This is a genomic window from Nocardia sp. NPDC051321 (assembly GCF_044455225.1).
GTDB lineage: Bacteria > Actinomycetota > Actinomycetes > Mycobacteriales > Mycobacteriaceae > Nocardia.
The window spans coordinates 191,758-208,201 of the sequence record NZ_JBITEM010000009.1; the positions used below are offsets into that span (position 1 = coordinate 191,758).

The window sequence follows — 16,444 nt, forward strand, 5'->3', positions numbered from 1 at the left end:
CGCTGCGCACATGACGCTGGCGCCGGGTCCCGTGTTCGGCCGACACCGTCGCCACGACATGGCTGACGAGGCGGCGGTGCGTGCCGGGTCGAACTGTTGCCGCGGTCGCCGTGGCTGCCACAGGCTCTGTGACACGGTGCGGGCGAGCGCTTTTCGGCCGCCGAGGACCGCCTCGACATCGCGGCGCCGCCGCTGACGTTGTTCGGCCAGGGATCGTGCGTCGTATTTGGCGGGTCGGGGTTTCAGGGTGGCGCGTTCCATCTACCCGAACATTTCCTTCGGGGTTGGTTCGTGGCCGACCTGGCGCTGGAAAGGGCGGTGAGCTCGCCCCGGCGGGCGGTGATGTCGTGGTCGCGGCGTGACCAGTGGTTGAGCAGTCTCGGACACGGTGACCTCGAGCCGGTAGATCATTGCACCATCGAGGGTGCGCCATTTGCCGTCGAGATTACGAACCCGGTCGACGACCACCGCAACATGGGGGCTGCGGACTTTACCGGGATGGCGAATCTTCTGCTGAGCACTATAGTGATAAGAGTGAATACTGACGATCGTCCTATCTGCATTGTCGTCAATGGCCCATCAGCGGTTGGAAAATCAACTCTGGTATCGCAACTGCAAACCAAATCGCCGGTTCCGCTCCTTCGGTTCGGTATCGATCAACTATACGGGATGGTGCCGCCACCGTGGGCGGGAGGAACCCCGAATGCACGAAACTCGCGAGAAGGATTCTCCTACGTCTCGGTACAGCTTGACGATAAGACCTCCGGCCGAGTCATTCGCAACGGCGTAGACGCAGTCCGGATGCTCAGGGCGATGAACGCGGCAATTATTTCCATACTTATGTCCGGAATGAATGTAGTCGTGGACGGACAGCCCTACGAGCGGCATATCACAGACGAGTTTTATCACTGTGTACAACAACACGTGTCGGCAGGGCATATAGAGGCAACCTTTGTCGAATTGACGGCGTCTCGCGACGCTCTACTCGAACGGCAGTCTCGGCACGCTCACCCCGCCGACCTTTCGATCGCCCAGCATCAAGCCGGTTTGATCAGCCCGAATCCCGATTTCGTGCTCGATACCGCACGTCTGTCTTCAGAAGAGGTCCTGGCAGCAGTCTGGGATAGACTCGCCGAGCGCCATCGAGCACTGGCGACGGGTTGATCATGTGCGGTAAGCCCCGAAAGCGAGATCGCCACTGCCCGGGAGCACCTCGAGGGGGCGAGCGCGCCCGAAATACGCCTCGCACGCAGCGAGTACGCCGGGTAGGCCGTTCCATGCGGCTGGGTTCGACTCGACATCCGCGTAATCGTCCACTATGAGCAGACCGCCCGGCGCCAGATTAGGGACGCAATGCCGCAGGCTCGTCAGGATCGACTCATAGAAGTCGCCATCGAGATACCCGAAGGCGATCGTGTCGGGTAGCTCGGCAGGAAGCGTGTCGTGGAACCAGCCCGAATGGATGATCGGTGCTGCGAGACCGAGTTCTCGATGCAGTGCTATAACGTCATCTTGGCAGCTCCGGATGCTGCCGGCTGCCAGATGCGTTCCGTCGATCGTGTCCGGCTCCGGAAGTCCTTCGAACGAATCGTATACATGTATCGGACGGCTTTCCTCGCCCGCGAGATCAAGCAGAGCGCGCAAATACGCCGCTGTTGCGCCCCGATAGCAGCCGACCTCCACGAAGGCTCCTGCCACCTTCCGCTCCAGCAATGCGGAGATTTCACGCTTCAAAGTGGCCAGTCGTTGTTCGTCCGTTGTCCCGGAATGGTTGTCGAGCAGATAGCCTTCAACGTCCTCGAGTTTCAACTAAACCTCCACCCCTTCGGTGCCGTGCAATCGGCGTCCTGAATCCAGTCCATTGATAATTTGTGCCGCAATCATCGGTCGAGCGGTGAAATACTCGGCGCTGAACACGCCATCCAACGGGATGGCCGTGATGTCCAGGACAGCGCATCGCGATCCCGAGGCGGCGCAGACCAACACGGACCAGGACACGGTGATCCGCGCGATTTCGTTTGTCCAGGCGTCCCAGTAGGAAGTCGCCTTGGACATCATCGCCCCCAGCGGTTGGCACTCCGCGGTTGTGGCAGGCAGTATCCCGACGTGTAGGGGGCGGGCTTCCACCGGACCACAGTGGGGGTGCCCGCCGCAGCTGTCGTAGGTCACGAGCTCGAGGGTTGCGGTTATGTAGTTCACCACCGGCCATACCGCCTCCTCGATGCCTTCTCGCCATTGCGGGTGCATCGGATCCAGATCATCGGCAGCCCAGACTCCGGACAAGCCGTATCGATTGATGTTCCCGACTTCGCTACGACGCAGTATCGCCGGTCTTCGTGTCGCCGCCGGATTGTTCCACGACCGCAGAAACACCCCGATGTCCTCGATCGTGTTCGGTTCACGTTCCACGAAAGGAACAGCGCCGAATGGTTCGCGGTCCGACGGAACGGCCGGCTTCACTGGCTTCCCAACCGATGCTTGTAGGCCAATATCGACAGTTCGGCAAGGCTGTTCGCCCCCGTCTTGCGGCGGGCGCGACGCAAATAGGTGTCGATGGTGTGTGTACTCAGACCCATCCGGTGCGCCGTGGCCGCGTAAGTGAGCCCCTTGGCGACATGGACGAGCACTTCTCGCTCCCGCTCGGAAAGCAACGCCCAAGGGTCCCTCGGGCAGTCCGCTGCGGGAGCCGAATCTGTCCCACTCTCACTTCCAGTAGCAATTCGTTCCGGTTCGCTCATCGCTCCCCCAAAATCCTGCGTCAAACCCTGCGCTGCTGAAGCTATCTCGATATCAGCTTCCCGAACGTGCTGGCCAACATGCCAGTTCCATTCGGAATTATCCAATGAACCGGAGGTGAGCATTCGACAGAATCGCCCGGCTTTGACGTGCCATCAAAGACGTTGTACCCCAGCACCTTTAGCTTTCTCTTCCTCTCTCCATACGTGAATGGGACTTTACCTGTAGAGCGTATTATTCGGGCAAGCCGTTGACCCGCAGATGATCAACTAATGGTCCTCGCTCGCGGCAGTGTCGTCGCCGGGACGCGGAAACGCATGCCCTCGACCAGGATTCGTAAGTCATCGGCTCGATACGTCGCCCGTAGGGTGCCACCATCGGAGGCACTCCTACCGCACACACCAGTCATGACCAGCAGGCTGTCCATACCGGCGGCCTGTGCGGCCGCGATATCGGTGTCGAGTTGATCGCCGACCATGAGGGGCCGACTGACGCCTATCCTGGCGGCTGCTGTGCGCAGCAGATGGGGTTGCGGCTTGCCGATGACGATCGGCGATCGGCCTGTCGCCGCCTGCAAGGCGCGCACGACCATCCCGTTGCCCTGCGTTGGGCCCGCGTCGCGCAGGACGATCCGGTCGACATTTGTCGCATACCAGCGGTCGGATGCCTCGACAGCCCTTGCTACGGAATCGAATTCGGCCGATCCCTGATCGGCACTGAGTCCAAGGGCTACGATCGCCGACCGCTCACCGGGTCGGCATACCTGCATCCCGGCCGAGCGCAGGACCTCGGACAGGACCGCGGCGCCCGAGACCGCCACCCTGGTACCGGGTGGGTAGCACCGCGCCAGTAGAGCTGCCAGCGCCTCCGGCGCCGTGACGACCTGCTCTGGGGTCGCCGGAAACCCCATGCCGCTGAGTATTTCGGCGATGTCCGCACTGCTGCGCGTGTCGTTGTTCGTCGCGAAGGCGACAGGTATACCTCGATGTCGGATCGCCGCCAGAGCCTCGACGGCGTGTTCGATCGGCTGTGTCCCCCGATACACGACCCCGTCGAGGTCACAGATCACACCGTCGTACGTGGTTGTGCAATCAGGCCTGCGCATGGTGTGTCCGTTTCGATCTCACGGAGGCGAGTGTCGCGATGGCGAATACCTTTGTCCTGCCACCGCTTTCGTCCCGATAAGAGCTGGCGATGAGGGTGGACCCCGATGCGTAGGTCAGGCTCGAGGCGATTCCGATCAGGGCGAGCGAGACGACGACCGGCGCCCTGGCCGTGGCGACCGCCGCGACAGTTTGTTTACCCATGATCTTTGAGATAGCAGTACGTCCGGCCCGCGGTGTCGACAACGCGGATGATCTCGGGCCGGCCGTAGACGAACATTTCCGGCTCCACCTGCATCTCGTACTTCTTACGCTTTTCGTTGTGATAGAGGACTCCGATACCGTGATACGGAAGGAGTCGGGATCGGAATTTGTACTCCGGATACATGCGAAGGCCGAGCACTGGAATCGGTTTCGTATGAATGGTCGCCCGCACCGCGCCTGGGAAGCACCGGTCTTCCCAGCCGAGGTCCGAGGCGGCCAGCTTGACGGCTCGGTAATCGTCGAGTGCCGCCTGCGCCCGGGTGGCCAGTGCCGCGCTCGCGGGTAAGGCGGACCGTTCGTCGCTGAGGATCGAACGCAACTCCGCGTAGGAGAGGTCGAGCTTCCGGATGTTGACGCTGGCCGCCATGCTGCCCAGCCATTGGTTGTACGCCGTCTCCGAAATCCCGTCGGCCAACGGGTCTCGCCGCAGGCGAGCGAACCAAGTGTCGTATCGCTGCTGAAACTCCGGCGCCGAGCCGGCGAGGAGATCGGAGATGTCGTAGAGGCGAATGTTGGAATCCAGCTTCAGATCGACCAAGCGCTGACGCAGCTGATCAATATAGGCCTTGGCCTCGACCGAGGTGACGCCGAACGCGGGGCTGTAGAACGTGCTGTCCGCGATGAGATTGATCATCAACCGCACCTCGCACAGCTGTTCCGCGTGCTCGATGAGACGCCCCAGGTGCAGCAGGGCGACGTCTTCCGCGGCGGTCGCGACGGTGACCTCGATGCGTTTGACCGGGTTCGCGATGACACAGAACACCGGTAGTACCACCTCGACCGCCCTGTCCGCACGTATCGCGGCGGCGATTCGGTTGTGCCACAGGTCCGATGAGCGGAACAGGGCGCGATTGTTGAACTGGAACGCGCGATGGTTGAGCAGTTCGAGCAGGCGCGTCTCGGGCGGCTCGGCGCCGAACTGACGGCGGAATCGCGGCGCGTCGAAGCGACTGCTTTCGGCCGCTTCGGCCACGATCCGCATGATTCGTTCGTCGATGCCGACCTCGGTGTGCCGAGGTTGACGCCGCGGGTCGTCCGCAGGCCAGGCGTACTCCTTCGACAGCATGGAGCTGGTGATCATCTCACCTTGCCGGGCAACCGTCGAGACGCGTTCGAGTGTCACATCATTGCTTATCGTCATGAGACAGACTCCCCCAAGTCGATGTGAAATCCATTGATGCCAAGCACAATTCGATCTTGGCAACTGAAACTCCCTGTCCAGCTTGCCGGTTCCATCTGGAAATGTCCAATGAACGAGCCATGAACACTCTGAAAGCCCATGGAATTGGGGGCACCTCGAATCCTCTCGCCCGAGTCAGGACACCTTGGGTGTCGTTTTTGATCTTGCAATCGTTTGACCTGGGGTTTGACGGTGATGGAGGGAGCGTGGGCGCTAACGCAGGGAGGGTTCGGCGGCGGGTATGCGCGGAGGGTGCGCACTGCGTCTGGGGACGTCGTGGTGCGAGTCGTTTCCAAGGACCGAGGCGGGGTGCGGATCGTGGAGGCGACTCGAAGGCCGATGCGGTCCGTGTCCTGACTGACATCGGCGTAGATCCTCTGTAGTACAAGACAATTCAACGACACCTCGCCCACATCGGACCCTGGGAAGATCTCCGGCAGCCGAGTCGTTCCACCGCAAATGTCCTACTCAGGCTTGGCCGACAACAACTTTCGCCAACGGCCGTTGCGGCTCGCGCGCACACGCCAGTATGGGCTCGACGACGCTGCTTGCGCGTGGGTCGACCCTGGTGCCGCCATTTGGTAGTGTGCCCATCGGCACCATCGACGAAAGTGCTTGCCGGGCAACCTATTTGCCTGTAAGGAGGTTTGCCCCGAGCGCTCCGAGCAGATCGGAACGATTCGTGACCGAAGGTTCAATTATTGTGCGGCAGGCGCCGGCCACGCTGGGGCAGAAAAGTCAGTGGTACGAGCAAAGGATTTTCCCGCCGAGTTATTGGCGATATTGGAACATCTCGCTGAGATGGCACCTCGACGGTATCGATTGGGCGATCGTCTGCGCGGCCGTCGACGAACTCGTCCGCCGTCACGAGGGCCTGCGCACCACCTTTTCGGTGGACGACAGCGGCACTTTGGTCCAGAACGTCCACGAAGCCCGCGAGACGCCGATTCGCCAATGGGAATTGAATGAAGTCGCGAATCCGACGTCGTTTTTCGACGAGTTCGCGCAGGAGGGTTTCGACCCGATGCGCGAGTTTCCGGTGCGATTTGCCGTCCTGAAAGACCGTGCGGCGGTTCACACGCTGTGCTGTGTGGGAAACCATATCGTCTTCGACGGCTGGACGGCGGGACTGATAGAACGAGACCTCCGAGTGCTGCTCTCGGAGGCCGAAGGGGGCCGCGGCCGGCCCGACCGGCAGCAGCACCCTATGCAACCGTATGACGTTGCGCTTTCCGAGCGGTCTGCCAAGGGAATGGTCCGGACAGAGCGAGGGATGCGGTATTGGAAGGAACAGTTGCGACAGATACCGGCCTCGCTGTTTCCTGACCGGGGCGGCGCGTTGGATGCCCGCATGGCGGACTGGACGCAGCGGACCCTAATCTTCTCGACGTTGAAATCACCCGCGCTGTATCGCGCGTTGGGACAACTCCGGACGCCGGCCGACACGTCGAAGACGGCAATTCTGCTGGCGGCGTACGTTGCTCTGCTCGCACGCTACACCGGCAGGAGCTCCATCCCCCTGAAACTCATGTGTGCCAACCGCACAGATCCGGGTACCCACGACACCGCTGTCTGCCTCGCTCAACCGGTACTCGTCCACTGCCACAACACCGGATCCTTTCGCGAGCTGGCGGCGAACTGCTATTCCGCGGTACTCAAGGGCTTTCGGCACGGCCGCTATGACAGCGAAACGGTGGACAGCATGGTGATCGAGGAGAGCCGAGCGCGGCGGGAACCGGTGTTCATCGAACGGTACTTCGATGTTTTCTGGAACGAGCCCGATGACGAGTGGGCGAGCCGGTGTCGCGATGCGGTCATCGATACGGCCACCTCGAAGCTGGAAACCTCCGAGACTTATGTGGACCGCGGCCCGGAACAATCGCTGCGGATTCGGGTCGACAACGGCAGAATTCTCCTCACCCTGTGGGCTGACACCGATTGCATCCCCGAGCCCATCACTCGCCGAATTCTCCTCGGCATCGAAGCGATCGTCATCGCGGCATGCCGCGATGACGATCGGGCAGACGGGTGGCTGCCCCGGCAGGTCGCCAGGTTCGTCGACCCCCGCGCCGCCGCAAACCGAATCGACTAGGGTCACCGGCCGCGCAATGCCGCGGAACTTCCGTCGTGCCTACGGGCCGCAGTTGCCGCAGGATTCGGCTGCCTCGGCCGCGTTCAGTGTCGTTGCCACTGAACGCAGGAGGATCGATCGAGCGGCGTGCGCAAGCCAAAGCATCTGGGGGCCAACAGCTTCGGTGAACCACCGAAGCCGGTGTCTCGGTTGCGCGTTCATCCCGAGTTCATTGGACAATTCCGAATGGAAGGGGCATGCTTGTGAGCGCGCTCTGGAGGTCTGGATAGCTTCAGCGGCAACGAGTTCATGCAAAACTCGGGGGGTTCAATCTGATGATCATGGGCAGTGATGTGGTGCTCGAGTGCGTCGCGGGGGTGGCGTGGCAACGGGAGATGATCACCAACTCCATGCCTTGCGACGGCGAAATACGAATCACGAGGGGAGCCGTACCGCTGTCTCGCGGACGACGCGCGCTGAGCTGACCGACGGAGGACGGGTTCGACGGAATGTACGGAGGACAAGCTTGCCAAAACAACAGCATGCAGCGTCGGTCGGCCTGGCGACAGCGCCGAACCATTGGTGGGCCGGGTCGGGTCGGCAGATCGTTCTTCTCGCCACGGCCCAGGCATTATTTCTGTGCTCGCTCAGTGTCGACTTGACCATGACGAGCCTGGTCGGCGATAGCCTCGCCCCCACCCCTGCCTTGGCGACCCTCCCGTTCGCATTCATCACCCTCGGCTCAGTGGGCACCACGATCCCCGCATCCCTCGTAATGGCCCGCTACGGCCGACGATTCGGCTTTCTCTGCGGTGCCGGCGTTGCGACCGTCGGCGGAGTGCTGTCGGTGGTCGCTGTTACCCAGCACAACTTCGCGCTGTTCTGCGTCGGTACCCTCTGCATGGGGATCTACCAGGGCTGTACGGGCTACTACCGATACGCCGCGGCGGACCAGGTAGCGGTCGCCGATCGGGGCAGAGCCATCTCGACGGTGCTGACCGGCGGCGTCATCGCGGCCGTCGCTGGACCGTTCATGGCGACCGGGATGATGAACGCTCCGATATTCGGCAGTGCCACAAAGCAATACGTCGGCTCCTACGCGCTCGTTGCGGTACTTGCTCTGCTCGCGATGTGCGTCGTCGCGATGTTCCAAGACCGCAGTGATCACACCGAGTCGGTCACGCGGCAGACCTCGAGACGCGGGGAGTCGCTGTCGGCGATCGTGCGGCAGCCGGGATTCGCCGTCGGCGCTTTCGGCGCGATGGTCGGCTACTTCTCCATGATGGTGCTGATGACCGTCGGCCCCATCGCAGCCAGATCATACGGCCACGACGCCGATCATCGCGCGTTCATGATTCAACTGCACATGGTGGGTATGTACGCGCCGGCACTGGTTGCGGGGCTTGTGATTCGACGCATCGGCGCCGGGTGGCTCCAGTTCGTCGGCGCGGTATGCGGAATCGTCGGTGTGCTCATCGGAGCGAGCGGCACCGAGCAATTCCACTTCGTCGTCTCGCTCGCCCTGATCGGGATCGCCTGGAGCCTGACCTACGCATCGGGATCCACCCTCATCGCCAGTTCGTATCGCGACGAAAGTGGGAGCAGGACACAGGCATTCGGCGAACTCCTCATCATGGCCGGTTCGACGCTCGGCGGCATCAGCGCCGCCGCGCTGCTGCGGGTCCTCGGCTGGACGGCGCTGAACCTCACCATGACAGCCGTGCTGCTACCGGTCGCCCTCGCGACACTCGCGCACCTGGCGGCCAAAACCAGATCGCCGGGGCACGCTGGAGAGTCCCGATCATGAAATCGTCCGCAGTGACCGAGATTCTCGACGAGGCGGCCGCCCAGTGCCCCGATCGGACCGCGCTACGCGACCATCACACGGTATGGAACTATTCGACGTTCCGCTCGATGACCTTGCGCTGCGCATGCTGGTTGCGAGACGCGGGCGTCCGGCCCGGTGACCACGTGGTAGTGCATGCGCCGCAAAGCATTCGATCTCTGGCGCTGCTGTTCGGCACACTGCGACTCGGCGCGGTCTTCGTGCCGCTGCCTGCGGTGGGCGCATTCCAGCGAGAACCGATCCGCGCCGAACTCGCGCCAGCGGTCGAAGTCAGCGATGGAGCAGAAGTGGCCGACACCGTCGACCTCGATCGACTCTGGCCCGCGATCGAGTCGAGCCCCGATGACCTGCTCGACTACCACCCTGAGCCCCACGACCCCGCGGTATTGATGTACACCTCGGGCAGTACCTCCGTCCCGAAGGCTGTCGTATGCCCACACTCCGCAATTCTGTTCGTGGTCAACGCAATCGCCGAACGCCTTACCTACCGCTTCGATGACGTTGTCGTCTCCGCCGTGCCGCTCTCCTTCGATTACGGGCTCTATCAGGTATTGCTGACGACTCTCAGCCGAGCGGAACTCGTGCTCGCCGCGGAAACGAAGCTCTCGCTTTTCGCCACCCTCGTCGAGCACAAGGCGACGGTGGTCCCGGTCATTCCCTCTGTCGCGGAAGGCCTTTGCGCACTGGCACGGCGAACCGCAGACCGCCCCCCTGTTCGCCTTTTCACCACCACCGGCGCGCCCATGCACGCCCCAACATTGGCCCGACTGAGAACCACGTTTCCTCTGGCACAGGTAAGTTTGATGTTCGGTTTGACCGAATGCAAACGCGTATCGGTGCTCGAGCCCGACGGCGATCTGACACGAACCGGCTCGGTTGGCCGCCCGCTCACCGGTACCGAAGTAGTCATCATCGATCCGACCGGCAGACCTCGGGCCCCGGGTGAGATCGGCGAGATCGTAGTTCGAGGACCACACGTGATGTCCGGATACTGGCGTGCCCCTGAGATCACCGCCCGTCGATTTCGCCGAACCCGGCAGGGCGACACCGAATTGCACACAGGAGATTACGGATACCTCGACAGCGACGGCTACCTGTACTTCACCGGGCGCCTCGACGACCTGTTCAAGTTGCGCGGCACCAGAGTAAGCGGTACGGAAATCACCGCCGCCGCCCTCGACGTACCCGCCGTCCGCGAGGCGGCCGTGGTGCCGGACAGAGATGGGCCGGACGCCACTATCTTCATTACCGGTGAGTTGACCGGTGCACAGTTTCTCCGTGACATCGCGCAGCGACTCGGGTCGGCGAAGACACCCCGCCATTGCCGGAAACTCGACCAGATGCCCCGGACATCGAATGGAAAGGTAGATTTCACCCGGCTCCGGGATCTCGTCGATGGGCCGAGGCCATGATCTCGCTGCACAGCATCGCCGAAAAATACGGCACACCACTGTATGTCTATCAGCTCGACGAGCTTGCCAAAGCATGGAACGAATTGGCCGGCTGCTTGCCCCAACCCTGCACGATCTACTTCTCCCTGAAGTCCAACCCGCACCCCGAAGTGGTGGCGGCGTTGCGTGGCACCGGATGCGGAGCCGAGATCAGCTCGGCGGGAGAGCTGCACACGGCGTTGAACGCAGGTTTCACGGGCACCCAGTGCCTGGTGACGGGACCGGGCCGCACCGATGCCGAGACCACTACCGCGTTGATCGCCGGCGTCCGCCTGTTCTCCGTCGAGTCGGTTCACCAACTACAGCAACTCGACCGACTCGCCACCGACCTCAACGCGCGTCCGGCCGCACTGTTGCGCCTCAACCCCGGCACAACCGGCCGCGCGGGACTGCGAATGACCGGCAAGGCATCGCAATTCGGGTTCGACCCCGCGTCCTTGACCCAACTCGAACCGCACCTGGACAACCTGCACAGCGTCGATGTCAGTGGCGCGCACATGTTCTCGGCAACTAATATGGTTGACGAGGACGCACTCGTTGAGAGCATGGAAGTCTCGATCTCGCAGGCCGCGCGGTTGCGCGACATGATCGACCTGCGCTACCTGGATCTCGGCGGCGGATTTGCCGCGCCGTACGCCACCCCAGGGCCTCGGCCGTCCTATCCGAATCTGGCGTCACGCTCGGCAGACCTGCTCGATCGGGCCTTGCCCGGCTGGCGTGCCGGTCACCCCGAGGTGCTGTTCGAATCCGGCCGATTTATCACTGCCGGCTGCGGCACGCTGCTGTGCCGAGTATTAGATGTAAAGCAGTCCTACGGGCGGACATTCGTGGTTGTCGACGCCGGAGTGAACCACCTCGGTGGACTTGCCGCGACCGGCCGAGTCATCGGTGCGAAAATGCGTCCAACGCTCAACCACGGACAGCCGGTATCTGTCGACCTCGTCGGGCCCCTGTGCACACCCGCGGATATCTTGGCCAGAGATACCACGATGACCGAACCCGCTCCCGGTGACCTCGTCGAAATACCCAACGTAGGCGCCTACGGTCTCACCACCGGGCTGCTCGGCTTTCTGTCCCACCCGCTGCCGGTAGAGCTCGCGCTGCGCCGCGACGAGATCGTGAGCGCCACTCGTATCCACCTGCACCGCAACGCTATTGAGGAGGACGCCCATGTCGTCGAGCTGGGATGACGCCTACGAGAGCTTGCTACGCCGACACCTGCGACGGATAGAACCCGCGATGCCGCTCCCGCCACACGCGGCAATGGCCGATCTGGGACTCGACTCCATGGAAGCCATCCAGCTGCTCCTCGAAGTAGAAGACCTCTTCGACGTGAGCATCCCCGACGAGCTGCTCACCGCGGACACCTTCGCCACCCCGGGCTCATTGTGGAGCGTTGTGGTGGAACTGCAGATGCAGCAGCGGTTATGAGGTACACGCGCGGCACATCGCCCTTTCTCGACATCGCGGCGAAGGTGGTTCCCGTTCTCGCGGCACACGTCGACACGGTCGATGCCGAGGCCAGGTTTCCGGTCGAGGCATTGGACCTGCTGCGAACTTCTGGCTTGCTCGGACTGCTCGTCCCGCAGAAGTACGGCGGGCTCGGCGGTACCGTCTTGGATCTCGTCGACATCGCAGACTGCTTCGCCGCCGAGTGCACCTCCGTGGCATTGATCTGGGCAATGCACTGCCAGCAGGTCGATGCGATCACCCAATTCGCCGAACCGGCGCTGGCTACCGAACTCTTGCCGAAAGTCGCCAGCGGTGAACTCTATCTGGCCTCCGTGACTACCGAACACGGCAAAGGAGGTCATCTACTGACCGCCCAGGCCCCGCTGCAATACGAGCAGGGGTACGCCAAGCTCGATCGCCGTGCTCCCGTGGTCACCGGTGGCCGGTACGCGGACGGGTTCCTGATCACCATGCGTGCCGCGGAACCGGCCACCGAGCGCGCGGTACAGGCGGTCTTTGCCTACCGCACCGAGCTGGAAGTCGAGGTCGGGGGGCAATGGGACACCCTTGGCATGCGCGGGACCGACAGCGTCTCGCTGCACCTGACCGGCCTGCTGCCGCCTGGTCGTAGCCTGGCCGCGGACCGAGGATGGCCGCAGATCGCGGCTCAGAGCATGATTCCGGTTGGTCACCTCGGCTGGGCGGCCACCTGGCTCGGCGCTGCCCGGCGCGCACTGTCCGACTTCATCGACTTGCTACGGTCACGGAATAGGCCTGGTTCGCTGGATCTGTCGTCACCGCTCATTGCCGAACGGCTCGCCCGCGTCCGAACATCGCTGGAGCTCGCGAGCGCCTACCTGTCTCGCACCGCCGAGGAAGTGGCCGCAACACGTTGTGCCGGTCGGCGATTGGACGGTTATCCGGCGCAGATCCATTTGAATACGCTCAAGGTCGCGGTGGCCGAGCTCGCCTTCGACGCGGTGGACAGACTGGTCCAGCTCGCAGGGTTGGAGGGTGGTTATCGTCGCGGTTCCCTGGAGCGCCGGTTCCGCGATCTGCGATCGGCGAGCCTGAATTACGCCGACGACCGATTGCTGGTTGCTACCGGCATGCTCACACTCGCGGATCGGCAGGTGAGCCTGTCGTGAAGGATCATGCTGAATGGCGCATGCTGAAACAGCTGTGCGTTATGCCGCTCGCGCGCAGCTCGGATACGTGGATGGAAGAGTGGCTTTCCCCGCTCAACTCGAGGCTGGCCGACAGCACGGCACTGGTGAATCTTGCGGTGCGACACAAGCTCACCGGAGCTCTTGCCGTCGTTACCGAACATCCGCACGCCAAAGCGACTTTCGCCCCGCACATACGCGATCTCCTGCGGACATATCGCAATGCCAATCGTGTTCGGAATCGGGTATTGACCGCCGAAGCCATACAGATCGTCGACCGGCTCCACGCGCTGGGCGTACCGGTGACGGCTACGAAGGGCGTGGTACTACACCATCTTGTTTACCGCGGTGACGGATCACGGCGGCTGTCGGATATCGACTTCATGATTCACCCCGACAACCGGCAAGAAGTTTCCGCGGAACTTCGAAAACTCGGCTTGGCATTCGGCACCTATGACCGAGCCGCTCATCGGATCGAGCCACTCGGCCGGAAGGATGAACTACTCTATCGCGTATATCCCGATCACCTTCCGCACGCGCTGAAGCTGAGAGATGACCCGCTGGTGCCATTCGTGATGGTCGATTGCGCGTTCAGCCTGACGTGGTTCCAGGCCCCGTGGCAGATAGATATGCAGCATGCATTGGAGAACCCGATGCGAGTGGAATTGAACGACAACTTCGCCTCGGCTCGAATGCCCCAGGAGTGCATCACGTCACTGTCCGCACCATTTCTGTGGTTGTTCACCGTCCTCCATCTTTTCCGGGAGTCGTGGATCGCACGGGACGCCATGCAAGGCGCAGCCACGCTGGCGCAGTATCGAGATGTGGTTCAGCTCTGGCGGGCATTGACTTCGGAGTCGAGAGCGGCAGTCCGCCTGGCGATTTCGAACAATCGAACGATCTTCCCGGTGACCTGGGTATGCGAACACGCCGACCGAATTCTGGGAACGACACTGTGCGCTGAGCTGAACCTCGGCAAGCCCATGCCGGAAGAGCTCCTGAACACCGGCCTCGGCCCGCGCGAAACAATCCTGAACTGGCACGGCACGATGGAGCAACGATTGTCCTCCGAACAGCCACCGGAGTTCTTCGCCAGTGCAAACATCCGCCTCGAAGACCTCGGCTGGTAATCCCGCCGCCGTGCTCGGTTGTCACGAGAAGTCGGGACCTCCTTCGGAACACATGCCGTGCGAGCATAAGACAGACCGGGGCAAGAAAGGCTTGGACACACATGACACCGTCGACGGTGGCAACATGGGTTGTCCACCCTTCCAAGAAATACATTGAGGTGTGCCGCGACCGGATCAGGCTTGTTCGGTTGCTGGGCAGTCAGCGCACACTGACCACATGGCTGCTGTCGGTACAGTTCGTGACCGCGCTTTGGCCGACCTGCAATGCGGTGGCGATCGGGTGGCTGACCACCCGACTCGGCGAGGTCATCAGCGGCGACGCACCGCTGGACACCATCCTGATCCCGCTGGTCGCCATGGCGGGATCGGTATTCGTGGAAGATCTCGCTCTGGCCACCAGCGACCCTATTCAACGAGTCACAGCACACCGGATCGACGGCGGGATCCGCGGTCGGCTCCGTGAGCTCGTCGTCGCGCCACGCGGCATCGCCCATCTCGAGGACCCCGATTACGCGAATATCCTCAGCCGCGCATCGGATATCGGAGCAGGGACACAACGCTCACCGGGCAGGGCGTCGGTAGGGCAAGTCCTGCTGTCGTTTCGCGTCGTGTCGGCGGGTATCGCGGCGGTGCTTGTCGCGAGTTTCTCCATTGCACTGGCCGTCCTGCTGCTCGGTTCGTCTTTGCTCCTGCGCTCCATCATCCGCAGACAGTGGATGTACCTCGCCTCCGTCGCGAGTTCCCAGGAATCCGGTGCCCGCCGCGTCCGGTACTGGTCCGATATCGCCGCGGGCAGGCAGGCCGCAAAGGAGTTGCGGCTGTTCGGGCTCGGGTCGTGGGTCGTACAGCGGCGCACCCGGGAGGCGCTCGCTTGGTCGGCCGACATCTGGCAGCTCGGCCGATCGATCATCGGACGCCAGTGGTGGGCCATCGGCATCTCGCTTGGCACGGCGGCCGCGGCGATGCTCTTCCCCGCGCTCGCGGTGGTCAGAGGCGAGCTGACCACCGGTCAGATGATGACCTGTTTGGTAGGCGCCTGGGCGATATTCCGGATCAGTTACATGGGTATGGAAGCCTACGACATCGAGTACGGGCTGGATTCGGTTCGCGCCTTGGATCAGCTCGAACGACGATCCGCCGGAACCGATGGCCAGAACACCGGCCGCACAGTCGTCGCAACCGGGCCGGTCGACATTCGATTCGACGGCGTCACCTTTTGTTACCCGCGCACCGACCGGCCGGTGCTCGACGGACTTGATCTGCTGATCAACGCAGGCGAAATCCTTGCCATCGTGGGTGACAGCGGTGCGGGCAAGACCACATTGATAAAGCTGCTGGCCGGACTCTACGAGCCGAGCTCAGGACAAATCACCGTGGGCGGAGTTGATCTCGCGGAATTGAATATCGATAGCTGGCGGCACCGGCTGGGCATCGTCTTCCAGGACTTCAACAAGTATCCCCTCAGTATCGCCGACAACGTCGCGCTGGGAGCCACAGACTACAAGGACGACCTCCTCGCGGTCGCGCAGGCGATGCACCGAGTCGGCGGCGACGCACTGATCGAAAAGCTGCCGAACGGACTGGACACAATCCTGTCAAGCGAGTTCGAGGGCGGCTCGGATCTGTCCGGTGGGCAGTGGCAGCAAATCGCTCTTGCGCGTGCTCTATTCGCCGAGGAGCACGGGCGTGACCTGGTTGTTCTCGATGAGCCCACCGCACATCTCGATGTCGGCGCGGAGGCGGACTTCTACCGGTGGCTGAAGACCGAATTACGCGGCAGGAGCGTGGTGCTGATATCCCACCGAATGTCCACGATTCGCCACGCCGACCGTATCGTTCTGCTCCGCGACGGACGAGTAGCCGAGTGCGGTAACCACCAGGACCTCATGGCCGCAGGCAGCGAGTACGCACGACTGTTCGAATTGCAGGCCACTCGATTCACCGCCGAAACCAGCGCCGTCCCGTCCTGACACCGCACCACAGCCACCCGTCGAACGAGTCCAGAAGGGCAGGACGTGATCGCGAAAAGGTTTGCTGTACTGCGG

General features: G+C 62.6%; 14 protein-coding genes. 9 read left to right on the top strand and 5 right to left on the bottom strand.

Translation table 11 applies throughout. The annotated features are described in order from the left end of the window. Positions 1 to 291: 291 nt before the first annotated feature. The gene (locus tag ACIA8C_RS22860) at positions 292 to 1,164 is read left to right on the top strand and encodes a hypothetical protein (protein WP_397137787.1); all 873 of its coding nucleotides are present in this window, start codon (positions 292 to 294) and stop codon (positions 1,162 to 1,164) included. Here the strand turns inward: ACIA8C_RS22860 and ACIA8C_RS22865 are convergent, their stop codons facing one another. The 5 genes from ACIA8C_RS22865 to ACIA8C_RS22885 all read right to left on the bottom strand — a co-directional run bounded on the left by ACIA8C_RS22865 (position 1,165) and on the right by ACIA8C_RS22885 (position 5,244). Continuing rightward, entirely contained in the window at positions 1,165 to 1,809 is a 645-nt protein-coding gene (locus tag ACIA8C_RS22865) for a TylF/MycF/NovP-related O-methyltransferase (protein ID WP_397137789.1), read from the bottom strand. After that, the gene (locus tag ACIA8C_RS22870; protein WP_397137791.1) at positions 1,810 to 2,460 is read right to left on the bottom strand and encodes a hypothetical protein; all 651 of its coding nucleotides are present in this window, start codon (positions 2,458 to 2,460) and stop codon (positions 1,810 to 1,812) included. Then, complete coding sequence (locus ACIA8C_RS22875) at positions 2,457 to 2,651, bottom strand: response regulator transcription factor (RefSeq protein ID WP_397137793.1); 195 nt, start codon at positions 2,649 to 2,651, stop codon at positions 2,457 to 2,459. The genes ACIA8C_RS22870 and ACIA8C_RS22875 overlap by 4 nt, the downstream gene beginning before the upstream one ends. Positions 2,652 to 3,001: 350 nt before the next feature. Next, the gene (locus ACIA8C_RS22880; protein WP_397137795.1) at positions 3,002 to 3,841 is read right to left on the bottom strand and encodes an HAD-IIA family hydrolase; all 840 of its coding nucleotides are present in this window, start codon (positions 3,839 to 3,841) and stop codon (positions 3,002 to 3,004) included. A gap of 194 nt (positions 3,842 to 4,035) precedes the next feature. Then, entirely contained in the window at positions 4,036 to 5,244 is a 1,209-nt protein-coding gene (locus tag ACIA8C_RS22885; RefSeq protein ID WP_397137797.1) for an L-tyrosine/L-tryptophan isonitrile synthase family protein, read from the bottom strand. A 721-nt stretch (positions 5,245 to 5,965) separates the two neighbouring features. On the opposite strand from ACIA8C_RS22885, the gene ACIA8C_RS22890 reads away from it, so the two are divergent. The 8 genes from ACIA8C_RS22890 (at position 5,966) to ACIA8C_RS22925 (ending at position 16,369) form a co-directional block, all read left to right on the top strand. Continuing rightward, complete coding sequence (locus ACIA8C_RS22890; RefSeq protein ID WP_397137799.1) at positions 5,966 to 7,375, top strand: condensation domain-containing protein; 1,410 nt, start codon at positions 5,966 to 5,968, stop codon at positions 7,373 to 7,375. 361 nt (positions 7,376 to 7,736) lie between these two features. Then, the gene (locus tag ACIA8C_RS22895) at positions 7,737 to 9,161 is read left to right on the top strand and encodes an MFS transporter (protein WP_397137801.1); all 1,425 of its coding nucleotides are present in this window, start codon (positions 7,737 to 7,739) and stop codon (positions 9,159 to 9,161) included. Then, positions 9,158 to 10,612 (top strand): class I adenylate-forming enzyme family protein, encoded by a 1,455-nt coding sequence (locus ACIA8C_RS22900; RefSeq protein ID WP_397137803.1) that lies wholly within the window; start codon positions 9,158 to 9,160, stop codon positions 10,610 to 10,612. The genes ACIA8C_RS22895 and ACIA8C_RS22900 overlap by 4 nt, the downstream gene beginning before the upstream one ends. Then, on the top strand, positions 10,609 to 11,841 hold the full coding sequence (locus ACIA8C_RS22905) for a type III PLP-dependent enzyme (protein ID WP_397137805.1): 1,233 nt from the start codon (positions 10,609 to 10,611) through the stop codon (positions 11,839 to 11,841). Before ACIA8C_RS22900 ends, ACIA8C_RS22905 begins: the two co-directional genes overlap by 4 nt. Continuing rightward, complete coding sequence (locus ACIA8C_RS22910) at positions 11,822 to 12,082, top strand: phosphopantetheine-binding protein (RefSeq protein ID WP_397137807.1); 261 nt, start codon at positions 11,822 to 11,824, stop codon at positions 12,080 to 12,082. Before ACIA8C_RS22905 ends, ACIA8C_RS22910 begins: the two co-directional genes overlap by 20 nt. Next, a complete protein-coding gene (locus tag ACIA8C_RS22915; RefSeq protein WP_397137809.1) occupies positions 12,079 to 13,251 on the top strand; it encodes an acyl-CoA dehydrogenase family protein in 1,173 nt (390 codons plus the stop codon). Before ACIA8C_RS22910 ends, ACIA8C_RS22915 begins: the two co-directional genes overlap by 4 nt. Next, positions 13,248 to 14,399, top strand: coding sequence for a nucleotidyltransferase family protein (locus tag ACIA8C_RS22920; protein WP_397137811.1), 1,152 nt, complete (start codon positions 13,248 to 13,250; stop codon positions 14,397 to 14,399). The genes ACIA8C_RS22915 and ACIA8C_RS22920 overlap by 4 nt, the downstream gene beginning before the upstream one ends. Before the next feature lie 239 nt (positions 14,400 to 14,638). After that, a complete protein-coding gene (locus ACIA8C_RS22925) occupies positions 14,639 to 16,369 on the top strand; it encodes an ABC transporter ATP-binding protein (protein WP_397137813.1) in 1,731 nt (576 codons plus the stop codon). Positions 16,370 to 16,444: the final 75 nt, after the last annotated feature.

Coding starts and splice junctions, on each gene's coding strand:
- ACIA8C_RS22880 (WP_397137795.1), bottom strand. CDS start 3,841: ATGCGCAGGCCTGATTGCACAACCACGTACGACGGTGTGATCTGTGAC.
- ACIA8C_RS22885 (WP_397137797.1), bottom strand. CDS start 5,244: ATGACGATAAGCAATGATGTGACACTCGAACGCGTCTCGACGGTTGCC.
- ACIA8C_RS22900 (WP_397137803.1), top strand. CDS start 9,158: ATGAAATCGTCCGCAGTGACCGAGATTCTCGACGAGGCGGCCGCCCAG.
- ACIA8C_RS22905 (WP_397137805.1), top strand. CDS start 10,609: ATGATCTCGCTGCACAGCATCGCCGAAAAATACGGCACACCACTGTAT.
- ACIA8C_RS22910 (WP_397137807.1), top strand. CDS start 11,822: ATGTCGTCGAGCTGGGATGACGCCTACGAGAGCTTGCTACGCCGACAC.
- ACIA8C_RS22915 (WP_397137809.1), top strand. CDS start 12,079: ATGAGGTACACGCGCGGCACATCGCCCTTTCTCGACATCGCGGCGAAG.